This is a genomic window from Nocardia sp. NRRL S-836, assembly GCF_001279525.1.
In the GTDB taxonomy this organism is placed as follows: Bacteria; Actinomycetota; Actinomycetes; order Mycobacteriales; family Pseudonocardiaceae; genus Lentzea.
Genome location: NZ_LGDY01000098.1, coordinates 88,635 through 101,940, shown reverse-complemented (window position 1 = coordinate 101,940; position 13,306 = coordinate 88,635). Strand labels below are relative to the sequence as shown.

10 protein-coding genes are annotated in these 13,306 nt (G+C 71.7%); 1 reads left to right on the top strand and 9 read right to left on the bottom strand.

What is annotated here, in order from left to right; translation table 11 throughout:
• From ADL03_RS49665 to ADL03_RS19380, 8 genes are all read right to left on the bottom strand, one after another.
• The coding region (locus tag ADL03_RS49665) for a MerR family transcriptional regulator (RefSeq protein ID WP_082373278.1) at positions 1–655 on the bottom strand (655 nt) is incomplete at its 3' end.
• A 105-nt stretch (positions 656–760) separates the two neighbouring features.
• Positions 761–2,368 (bottom strand): cellulase family glycosylhydrolase, encoded by a 1,608-nt coding sequence (locus ADL03_RS19410; RefSeq protein ID WP_053734899.1) that lies wholly within the window; start codon positions 2,366–2,368, stop codon positions 761–763.
• A 194-nt stretch (positions 2,369–2,562) separates the two neighbouring features.
• Positions 2,563–3,414, bottom strand: coding sequence for a LacI family DNA-binding transcriptional regulator (locus ADL03_RS19405; protein ID WP_053734898.1), 852 nt, complete (start codon positions 3,412–3,414; stop codon positions 2,563–2,565).
• On the bottom strand, positions 3,415–5,868 hold the full coding sequence (locus tag ADL03_RS19400) for a glycoside hydrolase family 2 protein (protein WP_197288463.1): 2,454 nt from the start codon (positions 5,866–5,868) through the stop codon (positions 3,415–3,417). It lies immediately after the preceding gene.
• Positions 5,865–6,761: an ABC transporter ATP-binding protein gene (locus ADL03_RS19395; protein WP_053734896.1), complete on the bottom strand. Its 897-nt coding sequence runs from the start codon at positions 6,759–6,761 to the stop codon at positions 5,865–5,867. Before ADL03_RS19395 ends, ADL03_RS19400 begins: the two co-directional genes overlap by 4 nt.
• The gene (locus tag ADL03_RS19390; RefSeq protein ID WP_197288462.1) at positions 6,758–8,506 is read right to left on the bottom strand and encodes a dipeptide/oligopeptide/nickel ABC transporter permease/ATP-binding protein; all 1,749 of its coding nucleotides are present in this window, start codon (positions 8,504–8,506) and stop codon (positions 6,758–6,760) included. Before ADL03_RS19390 ends, ADL03_RS19395 begins: the two co-directional genes overlap by 4 nt.
• A gap of 12 nt (positions 8,507–8,518) precedes the next feature.
• Positions 8,519–9,508 (bottom strand): ABC transporter permease, encoded by a 990-nt coding sequence (locus tag ADL03_RS19385; protein WP_053734894.1) that lies wholly within the window; start codon positions 9,506–9,508, stop codon positions 8,519–8,521.
• Entirely contained in the window at positions 9,508–11,175 is a 1,668-nt protein-coding gene (locus ADL03_RS19380) for an ABC transporter substrate-binding protein (protein ID WP_053734893.1), read from the bottom strand. The genes ADL03_RS19385 and ADL03_RS19380 overlap by 1 nt, the downstream gene beginning before the upstream one ends.
• 153 nt (positions 11,176–11,328) lie before the next feature.
• Here ADL03_RS19380 and ADL03_RS19375 point away from each other — a divergent pair, with 153 nt between their 5' ends.
• Complete coding sequence (locus ADL03_RS19375) at positions 11,329–12,606, top strand: ROK family transcriptional regulator (protein WP_053734892.1); 1,278 nt, start codon at positions 11,329–11,331, stop codon at positions 12,604–12,606.
• Positions 12,607–12,768: 162 nt separating this feature from the next.
• Here ADL03_RS19375 and ADL03_RS19370 read toward each other — a convergent pair whose 3' ends face one another.
• A complete protein-coding gene (locus ADL03_RS19370; RefSeq protein ID WP_053734913.1) occupies positions 12,769–13,287 on the bottom strand; it encodes a flavoprotein in 519 nt (172 codons plus the stop codon).
• Positions 13,288–13,306 lie beyond the last annotated feature (19 nt).

Genomic DNA, 13,306 nt, shown 5'->3' with positions numbered 1-13,306 from the left:
GGGCAGGCACGGCGGGTGGCGCGGGCTGGGCGGCCACGCCGGGTTGCGCAGCCACGCCGGGCGGCGCGGCCACGGCAGGCGGGCTGGTCAGGTCAAGTGACGCGGGGACCGCGGGTCGCTCAGGCGCGGCAGGTCGCTCAGGCGCGGCAGGTCGCTCAGGCGCGGCAGGTCGCTCGGGGGCGGCAGGCTGCGGTGTGGCCGGTGCCGCGGCTGAGGCAGCGGGCGGCGCGGGCGCAGCCGGTGGTGCGGTCACAGGTGGCGGAGCCGGTGCGACGGGTGACGCGGGTTCGGCCCAGAAGCGGGGCCGGACGGCTTCTCGCGGCGGCGGGTCGCCTGCGTCGAGCAGCTCGTCAGGGACGCGGGCGATCGCCGCGAGGGCCTGGTCGGTCGCACCCGCCAGCTCTGCCTGGATGTCGGCCAGCGTCCTCCCCTGCGACTGCAGCCTCTTCACGGCCACGAGCTGGAGCAGGTGGCGCTGCTCGTACAACGCCGTGCGGCCGCGCATCGCCGAGGGCCGGTCGACCAGCCCCGTCGTCGCGTACCACCGGACCGCCCGCCGGTCAGGCACGTCGCGCACCCGGCCGTTGGGCGGCCCTGAGTACTCCGCCGCGAGGGCGGCGGAGACACGTTCCAGCAACTCGTCGAGCGTCCACACACCCCAGATACTGACACTGTCATGGTGACAGTGTCAACGTGAACGACGGTCCCATCAAAAAGCCCGTGCCGGGCCCCGCGAGGGCGCCCGGCACGAACCAAGGAATCACACCGCCGAACAGGCCGCTCCGTTCAGCGTGAACGCGCCGGGTACCGCGTTCGCACCCGTCCACGCCCCGGTGAACCCGAAGCTCACCGCCCCGCCCGCGGGGATCGCCGCGTTGTAGGCCGCGTTGGTCGCGGTCACGACGGCGCCGGACTGGGCGGCGGTGGCGTTCCACATCTGCGTCACGGTCTGGCCGTTGGCGAACGTCCAGCGCAGCGCCCAGCCGTTGACGGCGGCCGTGCCGGTGTTCTGCACCTTCACCTCGCCCTGGAAGCCACCGGACCACTGCCCGGTCACCCGGTACGCGACCGCGCAGGTACCGGCGGGCGCGGTGCCGGTGGTGAAGGTGGTGGACGGCGAACGGGTGGAGCGGTTGCCGGCCGCGTCGAGTGCGTAGACCGCGACCGTGTAGGCCGTGGCCGGGGTGAGGTTCGTCAGGGTCGCCGACGGGGTGGTCGTCGAGGTCAGCGGGGACTCGGTTCCGCCGTCCACGCGCACGATCTGGTAAGCCGTGACGCCGACGGTGTCGGTGGACGCGGCCCAGGTCAGGGACGCGCCGGTGCCGGTGACGTTCGAGACCGCGGGCGTGCCAGGGGTGGTGGGGGCCGTGGTGTCCTGGCCGCCGCCGAACACCGCCGCCTCGCGCGAGGTCGCCACGATTCCGTTGGGGCCGTTGAAGATGCGCTGGCCCCAGCTGGTGAGCCGGGTGGCGTCGAAGCCGGTGGCCATGTCGAGGTACTCGACGCCGCCGCCGTTGCCGCTCCACGACCAGCCGAGGTAACCCAGGCGCTGCGACTGGGTGTAGGAGAGGATGGTGTCCTCGTCCGGATCACCGTCGGAGTGGTTGTGGCCGAACTCCCCCACCACCACCGGCAGACCGGCCGCGACGAAGCGGCCCAGGTAGTCGGTGATCTCGGCCGCGGTGTCGAACACGCCGTACATGTGCACGGAGAACACGGTGTTGCGCTGGGGGTCGGCGGCGAAGACCGAGGCCGCGTTGTCGCGCATCGTGAACGACCAGTCCTGGCCCCAGTTCGGCGCGTCCACCATGATCGTGTGGGTGAAGCCGGCGGCACGCAGGCGGCTGATCGCGGACTTCGTGTCGGCGGTCCAGCCGGCGGCACCGGTGTTGCCCCACGGCTCGTTGCCGATGTTGAGGATGACGTAGGCCTCCTGGCCGGTCATCGCGCTCTGCACGCCGATCCAGTAGTCGACGGCCTTCGCGAGGCTCACCGCGCCGCTCTGCTCGCCGTAGCCGGTGGTGTCGTGCACCTCCAGCACGCAGATCAGCCGGTTGCGCTTGCACTGGGCGATGACGTTCGCGACGTCGGCCGCGTCGTTGCGGGTCCACCGGTCGCCGCTGGACAGCACGACGCGAACGGTGTTGGCGCGCAACGCCTTCACGTCAGCCAGCGCCTGGGTGGTGCGGGAGGTGTACCAGGTGTGCGCGTGGTTGACCCCGCGCATCACGAACTCCGCTCCCGTCGCGTCGTACAGGCGACCGGCGTTGACGTGGAAACCGGCCGCCGCCGGCTGCGCCGCGGAGGGAACGGTGAGGAGGGCCAGACCGACGAGCAACGTGCTCGCCAGGGCTAACAGTCGTTTCATGACGCGGTCCTCTCAGGAGCCAGGAACTCAGGTGGACAGACATCGGGGAGCGCTCCCAGGGCAGAGCGCGCAAGCAGAACTGCGACAGCACAGGCGAAGTCGGGGCGGCGGCGCGACGCGATGAAGGAGCTGAGGCGGGTGTGACGCGATCGGCGCAGCGGTGCGGCGCCGATCGCCGTGATGGGAGGACGCGGTCAGCGGACCGGTGCGGCCGCCGAGCTGTCCCGTGCCACCAGCGCGGCGGCCGGTGACCAGCGCTCGGCGACCGGCCCGCCGCCGATCAGCTCCAGCACCGACTCCGCGACCGCCACCCCGAACCGGTGGACGTCCACGCTCATCGTGGTGAGCGCGGGCGACGCGAGCCGGCACAGCGTCGAGTCGTCCCAGGCGATCAGGCTCAGCTCGCCGGGCACGGACACGCCCAGCTCCTTGGCCGTGTTCAGCCCGGCGACCGCCATCACGTCGTTGTCGTAGAGGATCGCGGTCGGCGGTTCGGCACGGTTCAGCAGCGCCGCGGTCAGCTTCGCCCCCGCCTCCTCGGAGTAGTCGCCCTCCACGATCGTCGGCGCCACCCCGGCCGCACGGCAGCCGCCGACCAGGGCCGTCGTCCTGGCCGCGGTGTGCAGCAGGCCGGCGGGCCCGGTGATGCGGGCGATGCGGGTGTGGCCGAGCGAGAGCAGGTGTTCGAGCGCCTGGGCGACCGGTCCGGCGTCGTCGGTGCGCACGGCGGGGGCGGTGAGGCCGGCCGCGGGTTCGCCGACGACCACGGCCGGGAGGCCGATCTCCCGCAGCACGGCGGGTCTGGGGTCGACGACGGTCCGGTTCACCAGCAGCACCGCGTCGACCAGGCCGCCGCTCGCCCAGCGGCGGTAGGCGGTGATCTCCGCGTCGTGCGCGGGCACGACGTGCAGCAGCAGCGACAGGTCGTGCGGCGTGAGGTGTTCCTCGATGCCCGCGATGAACTCCATGAAGAACGGCTCGGTGCCGAGCAACCGGGCCGGGCGGGCGAGGACCAGTCCGACCGCGCCCGAGGACGTGGCGGCCATTCAGTCCTCCACCCGGCCGAGGTCGTTGGCGCAGCGCAGCACCGCGGGGCCGGCCAGCACGGCCGGGTCGGGCAGCCGGGCCGCCGTCCGCACCACGAACGACCGGGACTCCCCCGCGAGCATCGGCACCAGCATCTCCTCCACCACGGCGTCCGGCGCGACCCGGTCGGCCAGCAGCACCACGTCACGGGCGAACGAGCGGGCGCGCACGTCCACACGGTATCCGTCCTCGACCGGTTCCACGTGCGCGGTGAGCGGTGCCGGGTCGAGATCGAGGCCGAGGTCCTCGCCGAAAGGGTGCACGACCCGTCCGCCGTCCGCGGTCGCGACGAGCAGTTCCCGCGCCGGATCTCCCGGCGTGGCAACGATCTCCGGCAGACCGACCAAGCCGGTGGAACGCGGCGCCGCGGCGAACGGGACGGAGACCTTCTCCAGCACCACTCCCCCGAACGTCTGCCGCTGCACCAGCACCTCACCGCTCCACTCGTCGTCGTGGTCGTTCACCACCACCAGCACCGGCCGCCCGTCCCTGGGCTGCACGGTGAGCAGGCGTGGCGCGAACGCGTGCCGCAGCGCGTACCAGAGCGGTTTGCGGCGTTCCCCGCTGTCCACCGCGGCCCACGACGTCGCGGGCCAGCAGTCGTTGAGCTGCCACACCAGCGCCCCGGCCGTGCGCGGCCACCACGACCGGAAGTGCTCGATCCCGAACGCCACCGCGCGGGCCTGGTTGAGCTGGGTCGCCCAGTGCCAGTCGGCGAAGTCGAGGGGCACCGGCAGGTGGGCGGCGAGACCCCGGTCGAGCTTGCCGTTGCCGTCCTCGGCCTTCTGGTGCGCCAGGAACCCCGGCGAGGACGGCGTCAGCGGGGCGTCGTGGACCCAGCGGGTGAGCGTCGTCCACGTGGGCGGCCCCTGGAAGCCGAACTCCGAGCAGAACCGCGGCACGTGGTCGCGGTAGTGCGCGTAGTCGACCCGGTTCCACACCTCCCACTCGTGGCGGGTGCCGTGGTCGGCGTCGTTGGGGTGCCGCTCACCGGGGCTGTGCGGGCTGCCGGGCGCGTAGTGCCGGGTCGGGTCCAGCTCGGCGACGACCGCGGGCAGCAGCTCGGTGTAGTAGCGCAGCCCCCACGTCCGCCCGTCGAGCTGCTCCTGCCAGCCCCAGTCGGCGAAACCCCACTGGTTCTCGTTGTTGCCGTTCCACAGCGCCAGCGACGGGTGCCCGGTCAGCCGCGCCACCTGTTCGCGCGCCTCGGCCTCGACCTCGCTCCACAGCGGCTCTTCCTCCGGGTACGCACCGCACGCGAACAGGAAGTCCTGCCACACCAGCACACCGCGCTCGTCGCACACGTCGTAGAAGTCGTCCGACTCGTAGATCCCGCCACCCCACACCCGCAGCATGTTGAGGTTCGCCGCCACGGCCTGGTCGACCCTGCGCGCGAGCTGCTCATGGGTGACGCGGGTGAGGAAGTGGTCGTCGGGGATCCAGTTGGCGCCCTTGGCGAACACCGGCCTGCCGTTGACCACGAACGTGAACGGCGTGCCGATCTCGTCCGGTTCCACGTCCACGGTGATGGTCCGGAACCCGACGCGGTGCCGGGAGACGTCGAGCAGCTCGTCCGACTCCAGCAACGACACGGTCACGTCGTAGCGCGGCTGCTCGCCGTAGCCGGCCGGCCACCACAGCCGCGCGTCCGGGACCAGGGCGGTGACCACGGCCCGGTCGCCGTCGCAGTCGGCCTCGACGCTGCGCCCGTCCACCTCGACCCGCACCCGTACCCGTTGCGGCCGCTGCGGGTCCGCGTGCTCGACGTCGGCGTGCACCTCGACCCGGCCGGTGCCGTCGGCGTCGACCGTCACAAGTGGACGGACGGACGCCAGCCGGGCGGTGTGCCAGCGTTCCAGCCGCACCGGCCGCCAGATCCCGGCGGTCTGCAGGTCGGGTCCCCAGTCCCAGCCGAACGAGCAGGCCATCTTGCGGATCGTGTTGAACGGGTGCGGGTAGGCGTGCTCACGGCGGCCCAGCCGTCCCTCCACCTCCTGCGCCCAGGTCAGTGCCGAGGCGAACGTGACGACCAGCTCGTTGGCGCCGTCACTCAGAAACGGTCGGACGTCGAACCGGTGCGTGCGGTGCATGTTCCGCGCGGTGCCGACGAGCACGCCGTTGAGCTGGACGGCGGCGATCGTGTCCAGGCCCTCGAACACCAGGTCCGCGCGTTCGCCAGGCACCGGCGACGCCTCGAACACGGTGTCGTAGCGCCATTCCGTGCGGTGCATCCACCGCAGCGACTCCTCCACGCGGTCGAGGAACGGGTCCTCGATCAGCCCGGCGGCGAGCAGGTCGAGGTGCGTGCTGCCGGGCACCACCGCGGGCACCCGCACCCCGCGCAACGAGTCGGGCGCGGGTCCCGCCACCACGCTCAGCTGCCACCCGTCGTGCACCGTCTGGCGCTCCATCATGTCGTCGTCTCCCCAGCTGTGGATGGTGCCGCGTCGGCCCATTGCCCGGTGTGGTGGTCATAAGCCGCGACCGCACCCGCCTGTGCCACGACGTCACGGCGCACGTCGAGCACGCGGCCGCGGGCGTCGGGGTTCGGCGAGGCTGCGGCGAGCAGCCTGGTGTAGGGGTGGTGGGCGTCGAGGATCACGGCGTCGGACGGGCCGCGCTCCACCACCCGGCCGCGGTGCAGCACGAGGATCTCGTCGGAGAAGTGCCGTGCCGTCGCGAGGTCGTGCGTGATGTAGAGGACGGCGAGCTCCTCCTCGCGTTGCAACCGGGCGAGCAGCTTGAGCACGCCGAGCCGGATGGACACGTCCAGCATGGACACCGGCTCATCGGCCACGACGACCTGCGCACCCGGCGCCAGCGCACGCGCGATCGCCACCCGCTGGCGCTGGCCGCCGGACAGCTCGTGCGGCCGCCGCCGGGCGAAGTCGCGCGGCAGGCTCACGCGTTCGAGCAGCTCACCGGCCAGCCGTGCCGCCTCGTCGCGGTCGCGGGCCCTGCCGTGCAGCAGCAACGGGCGGGTGAGGTGGTGCTCGACGGTGTGGAACGGGTTGAGCGAGGCGAACGGGTCCTGGAACACCATCTGCACCCGGCCCCGGTACTCGCGGTCCGGCACCCGCGGCCCGCCGGGGCCGGTGACCGTGACGGCACCACCGGTCGGCTTCTCCAGCCGCGCGATCATCCGCGCGATCGTCGACTTGCCCGAGCCCGACTCGCCGACCAGGGCGACGGTCCGGCCGGGTTCGAGGGTGAACGAGACCCGGTCGACCGCGCGGAACGCGGTGCGGCGCAAGCCGTTGCGCACGGGGAAGTCCTTGACGAGGTCGGCGGCCCGCAGCGTGGTCATCGCAGCGCCCCTTCCCGGCCGAACGCGCCGCGTTCGCCCTCCAGGCTCGGGAACGAGCCGAGCAGCTCGCGGGTGTAGGGGTGGACGGCCGCGCGGTGGACCTGTTCCGCGGTGCCGAGCTCCACGATCCGGCCCTCGCGCATGACGGCGACGTGGTCGCTGATCTCCAGCAGCAGCGGCAGGTCGTGGGTGATCAGCACGACCGCGAACCCCAGCTCGTCGCGGAACCGCAGGATCTCCTGGAGGATTCCACGCTGCACCACCACGTCCAGCGCCGTGGTGGGCTCGTCCATGATCATGACCTGCGGTTCGAGCAGCAACGCCATCGCGATCATCACGCGCTGCCGCATGCCGCCGGACAGCTCGTGCGCGAACGACCGCAGCCGGCGGGGGTCGACGCCGACCAGCTCCAGCACCTCCGCACACCGCCGCTGCCGGTCCTCCCGCCGCATGGCGGGCCGGTGCGTGGTGAGCACGTCGTCCAGCTGCGCGCCCACGGTGGTCACCGGGTTCAGCGCGTTCATCGCGCCCTGGAACACCATGGACAGCTTGGTCCAGCGGAACGCCCGCAGCTCCTCGGGTCCCAGCGCCAGCACGTCGACGTCGGCACCGCCGGAGTCGTGGAAGACGACCGAGCCGGACGTCACCTGCGCGGGCGGGCGGTGCAGCCGGTTCACCGCGTAGGCCAGGGTCGTCTTGCCGCACCCCGACTCCCCCGCCACGCCGAGCACCTCACCGCGCCGCAACGTGAACGACACGTCGTCCACCGCGAGCACCGGTGGTTCCGCCTGGTACACGACGGAAAGGTTCCTGACCGTGAGCACCGCGTCCTCGTCCGGCCGCTCGGCCGAAGCGGCCCGGGCCACCGCTGTGTCGCGCACCCGGCGTGGTTCGCCGCGCAGCTTCGGGTTGATGATCTCGTCGATGCTGAAGTTGACCAGCGCGAGCCCGCACCCGAACAACGCGATCACCAGTCCCGGCGGCACGAACCACCACCACGCGTCGAGCTGCAACGCGAACCCGTTCTGCGCGTAGAACAGCATCGTGCCCAGCGTCAACGAGTTCGACGCGCCCAGCCCCAGGAACGACAGCCCCGCCTCGCCGAGGATCGCCGCGATGACCGCGAACACGAACTGCGAGGCCACCAGTGGCAGCAGGTTCGGCAGGATCTCCACGGTGATCACCCGCCACGGCTTCTCCCCGGCGACGCGGGCCGCGGCCACGTAGTCGCGGTTGCGCACCGACAACGTCTGCGCGCGCAACACCCGTGCCGAGGCCGCCCAGCCGGTCAGCGCCAGCACCACCGCGATGGTCCACGCGCCGCGCTGGTCGGCGGGCACGAACCCGGCCACGACGATCACCAGCGGCAGGCCGGGGATCACCAGCACCACGTTGGAGAACAACGAGAACAGCTCGTCGGTGACGCCACCGGCGTAGGCGCCGATCACGCCGAAGAACGCGGACAGCGCGGTGGCGAGCACGCCCACGAGCAGCCCGATCCGCAACGACCCGCGGGTGGCGTGCGTGAGCTGGGCCAGCACGTCCTCACCGGTCTGCGTGGTGCCCAGCAGGTGCTCGCCGCCGGGCGGGGTCAGGCCGATGTCGCGCACGGCGTGGGGGTCGCCGGTCAGCAACGGGCCCACGAGCCCGAACAACGTGATGGCGGCGATCAGGCCGAGTCCGACGCCGAGCTTCGGCGACCAGCGCGGCAGCAGCGCGCCCCATGCCGTAGCGGAGTTGCTCACAGCCACGTCCTCTCAGCCGGTCGCTCGGGTGCGGGGGTCGATCAGGGCGTACAGCAGGTCGACCGCGAGGTTCGCGCCCAGCACCGCGACGGTGATCACGAGGAAGATCCCCTGCATGAGCGCGTAGTCGTTGTTCTGCACGGCCTGCAGCAACCGGCCGCCGATGCCGGGGTAGGAGAAGACCTGCTCGGTGACGATCGAGCCGGCCACCACGAACCCCAGCGAGATCGCGAACCCGGCCACGGACGGCAGCACGGCGTTGCGCGCGGCGTACCGGATCATGACCCGGCGGTCGCGCAGTCCCTTGGCCCGTGCGGTGAGCACGTAGTCCTCGGACATCGCCGACACCATCATGTTGCGCATGCCCAGCAGCCAGCCGCCGACCGAGGAGATCACGATCGTCAGCGCCGGCAACGTGCCGTGGTAGAGCGCGGAGCCGATGAACTCGGTGTTCCAGCCGGGTGAGAGCACCACGTCGTAGCCGCCGAGCAGCGGGAACCAGCCCAGCGCGGAGGACAGCAACGCCACGAGCAGCAGCGCCAGCCAGAAGTACGGCACGGCGGCGAGCACGGTCGTGGACGGCACCAGCGTGTCGAGCCAGGTACCGCGCCGCCAGCCGACCACCGCGCCGAGCGCGACCCCGAGCAGGAACGACACCAGCGTGGCGATGCCGACCAGCACGACGGTCCACCACAGCGACGCCGCGATCACCTCCGACACCGGCGCCGGGAACGCGCTGACCGAGATGCCGAGGTCGCCGCGCGCGAGGTTGCCGAGGTAGGCGAGGTACTCGCTGACTACCGACCGGTCGCCGCCGGTGCCGAGCAGCAGCTCGTAGGACCGGCGCACGGACGGGTCGACCGAGCCGCCGCGTTGCTGCAGCCGGGCCACCAGCACGTCGACCGGGTTGCCGGGCATGAGCCGCGGGATGACGAAGTTCAGCGTCACCGCGGCCCACAGCGCGACCAGGTAGAAGCCGATCTTGCGGGCGTAGTGGCGCATCAGTTGCCCGCGGGCTTGAGCTTCATGAGGATCTCGGAGCTCTCCGGCCGTGACCAGACGGCGGGGAACGCGTAGAGGTCGTCGGTGGTGGGCCAGCCGGTGAACTTCTTCGCGTTGTACTCGCTCGTCGTGCCGCCGGTGAGCACCGGGATGTACGGCATGACCTCCTCGACGCGCTGCTGGATCACGTCGAGGTGCGGCTGGCGGGCCGCGGTGTCCTCGGGGTCGATCCGCTTGAGCGCGGCGAGTGCCGAGTCGACCTGTGGGTCCTTCATGCGGCCGAAGTTCGGGTTCGCCGCCTGGCCGACGGGTGCGGTGGTGTAGCCGGCGAAGAAGTAGCTGAAGGCGTAGTACGGGTCGGCCGCGGGGCCCTGCGTCACCGAGTCGATCAGCAGCTCGTAGCCGCCCTGGCTGCGGGCGTCGGACCACTCGTTCCACGACAGCTGCTGCGGGGTCAGCTTGATCCCGGCCTGCTGGAGCTGCTGCGCCATGGTGTTCACGGCGGTGATGTAGTCGGTCCAGCCGGTCACCACCTTGACGGTCAGCGACAACGGTTTGCCGTCCTTGGCGTAGATCCCGTCACCGCCCTTGGCGTAGCCCGCGCCTTCGAGCAGCTGGGTCGCCTTCGCGGTGTCCGGGCTCATCGGCGCCGACTTCTCGCGCAGCTTGCCCGACAGGTACGGCCCGTCCCGCTCGACCAGCGCGAACCCCGGCGAGATCGGGCTCGCGGTGTCCTGGAACGCGAGCGCGTTGAGCTGGGAGCGGTTCATGGCGTGGTAGATCGCCTTGCGCACGGCCGGATCGGTCTGCGGGCCGGTGCAGCCGAGCTCGGCGCTGGAGCAGGTGAACAGCGCGATTTGGTTCTGTGGCACGGTGATCGCGCGGTAGCCGGGGTAGATCTTCTCGACGTTCCTGATGTCGGGCACCGGGCCGGTCTGCCAGTCGATCCGGCCGGCCTTGAGCGCGTCGGCACCGGCCTGGTTGCCCGACAGCGCCAGGTAGCGGACCTTCTTCAAGGCGGGCTCGCCGCCGTGGTAGCCGGGGTTGGCCTTGAGCGTGATGGCCTGCGGCTTGAACTCCTCCAGCACGAACGGGCCGGTGCCGACCGGGTTCTTCACCGGGTCGGTCGCGGGTGACGCGATGTTCTTCCAGAGGTGTTCCGGCACGATCCACAGCCGCCCGAGCACCTGCGGGCCCTCCATGAAGGACGGCTCGTCGAACTTCACCACGACGTGGGTGTCGTCCACCGCCGTCGCGGTGCCCTTGAAGCCGGTGGAGTTCATGGTGCTGTTGTTGCGGACCATGTCGAGCGTGAAGACCACGTCGCGGGCGGTGAACTTCTGGCCGTCGGACCACTTCACGTCGTCGCGCAGCACGACCGACAGCTCGGTGCCGCCGGCGTTCCAGGAGAACTCCGTGCCGAGCCGGGGCTTCGGCTTGGCGCCGCGCTGCATGGCGTTGAAGAAGAACAGCGGCTCGAAGATGCTGCCGATGCCCTCGTTCACCGTCGGTGAGTACGGGTTGAAGTTGCCCTGGTAGTCACCGTTCTGGCCGGTGAAGGCCACCAGCGTGGCGGCGTCGGCCGAACCTCCGCCGGACGGGCCGCAGCCCGTCAGGCCTAACGCCACTACGACGGCGACGGCGACGCGCAGGGACTTCGGGTTCATCGTGGATCCTCTCGCAGGCCTTCAGTGGGCTGGATCACACCAACTGAGGACATTCTTAAGTAACTTAAGAAAGTAAGTCAACGTCTGGATGCAGCAGTGCCGTTGCTCCGGGGACTTCGGTTGCTAGCCTTCGACGAGCGAGAGGAGGCCCTCGTGAACGGCCCGGTCCGGGGCACCCCCCACGCGAGCAGCAAGGCCGCCGTGCTCGACGTCATCCGCGCGGCGGGCACGATCAGCCGGGTCGGCCTGGTCAACGCCACCGGCCTGACCGGCGCGACGATCTCCACCGCGGTGCGCAAGCTCTTGGACGAGGGCCTGGTCGCGGAGACCGGCCACGCCGAGTCGACCGGTGGCAAGCGCCGGGTCCTGCTCCAGCTCAACGCCACGTCCCGCTTCGCGCTGGGCGTCCACCTCGACCACAGCGGCATCACCTACGTGCTCACCGACCTGGCCGGCGGTGTCGTCGCGCGCATCATCAAGCCCGGCGCGGGCACCCGCGAGCCGGCCGAGGTCGTCGCACGGATGGCCGCCGACACGGCGACGCTGATCGCGAGCGTCGGCGTCGAGCACGACCGCGTGCTGGGCATCGGGCTCGTCTCCCCCGGCCCGCTGGGCGCGAGCACGGCCACCGCGCTCGCCCCGCCCGCGATGCGCCGGTGGGCGGGCTACCCGGTGGACCGCGAACTGGCCGCCGCGGCGGGACTGCCGGTGGTGGTCGACAACGACGCCACCGCCGCCGCACTGGGCGAGCACTGGTCGCGCGGCATGGGCAGCGCGTCCACGTCGGCCGCGCTCTACATGGGCACCGGCATCGGCGCGGGCCTGGTGATCGGTGGCATCACCTACCGCGGCACCAGCGGCAACGCCGGCGAGATCGGCCACGTGTGCCTGGACGTCGACGGCCCACCGTGCTGGTGCGGCGCGCGCGGCTGCGTGGAGGTGCTCGCCGGTCCGGAGGCCGTCGTCACCGCCGCCCAGGCCGACCGGGCGCTCGCGGAACGGATCGGGCTGACCGGCGACCGCTCCCGGTCGTCACCGGCGGCGGACTTCGCCGCCGTGAGCAGGGCTGCCCGGCGCGGCGACCCCGAGGCGACGGCGCTGCTCGAACGCTCCGCCCGCTACATCGCCGTGGCCGCACGCACGCTGGCCAACGTGATGGACGTCGAGTTCGTCGTGCTCACCGGCCCGAGCTTCGCGATCGCGGGGTCGGTGTACCTGCCGGTGGTGCGCGAGGAGCTGGGCCGCAGCTTCTTCGCCCGCGGCGTGCACCCGGTCGACGTGCGGCTCTCGCACACCGCGGCCACCGCACCCGCGATCGGCGCGGCGGCCATGGTGCTGCAGTCCGAGCTCGTGCCGTTGCACGCGCCCCAGCGACTGCCGGAGAACCTGGCCGCCGCCGAACCCGAGCTCACCGTCGTGCCCGGCCCCTGACCGGGACTCGGACCACCGATCCGACCGCGCCGGCGATCTGCGCGGGGTGGCCGGCCTGCCGCCGTTCGCGCTGGACCACGTGACGGCCTACTCCCTCTCCCTGCCCCCTCGTACCGCCGCTGGTCAAGACGTTGGACCAACTCCGCACATGCCGCAGGACGTCTACGGACTCCTCACCGCGTTCACTGCGGCCAGTGCCGCACCCCACGGGTACGTGTCCACAACCTGTCCGCCTGTGCGTGGCGGATGCGGCACGAACCCGCCCTCGCCGAACAGGACGGTCACTCCCGCCTCGCGCAGCTCCTCGACGCTGCGCCCGAACGGGCGGTTGTTCGCAAGCGCTGTGTTCACGAACGGCAGGACTGCGATCGGTGTGCCCAGCCCGGTCAGCTCGGCGAGTTGGACGAGTACGTACGTATCAGCGATACCAGCCGCCCACTTGTTGATCGTGTTGTACGTGGCTGGAGCCACGATGACAGCCGCGGCTTCCGGGAGCGCGGGTTGCCCCGCTCGCTGGTGACCGGTGCGCACCGGATGGCCGCTCACCGCTTCGAGTGCCTCAAGGTCGAGGAAGTGCTCTACAGCGGCCGGCGTGGCCACACACCAGACATCCCACCCGTCCGCCCGCGCGAGGTTCACCATGCGGTCGATGTGACTGGCAGGGCCGGCACCACAGATCATCAAGTACAGGACAGGTGGG

Excerpts from the sequence above, each read along its gene's own strand:
- ADL03_RS19410 (WP_053734899.1), bottom strand. The coding sequence starts at position 2,368 with ATGAAACGACTGTTAGCCCTGGCGAGCACGTTGCTCGTCGGTCTGGCC.
- ADL03_RS19405 (WP_053734898.1), bottom strand. The coding sequence starts at position 3,414 with ATGGCCGCCACGTCCTCGGGCGCGGTCGGACTGGTCCTCGCCCGCCCG.
- ADL03_RS19400 (WP_197288463.1), bottom strand. The coding sequence starts at position 5,868 with ATGATGGAGCGCCAGACGGTGCACGACGGGTGGCAGCTGAGCGTGGTG.
- ADL03_RS19395 (WP_053734896.1), bottom strand. The coding sequence starts at position 6,761 with ATGACCACGCTGCGGGCCGCCGACCTCGTCAAGGACTTCCCCGTGCGC.
- ADL03_RS19385 (WP_053734894.1), bottom strand. The coding sequence starts at position 9,508 with ATGCGCCACTACGCCCGCAAGATCGGCTTCTACCTGGTCGCGCTGTGG.
- ADL03_RS19380 (WP_053734893.1), bottom strand. The coding sequence starts at position 11,175 with ATGAACCCGAAGTCCCTGCGCGTCGCCGTCGCCGTCGTAGTGGCGTTA.
- ADL03_RS19370 (WP_053734913.1), bottom strand. The coding sequence starts at position 13,287 with ATGATCTGTGGTGCCGGCCCTGCCAGTCACATCGACCGCATGGTGAAC.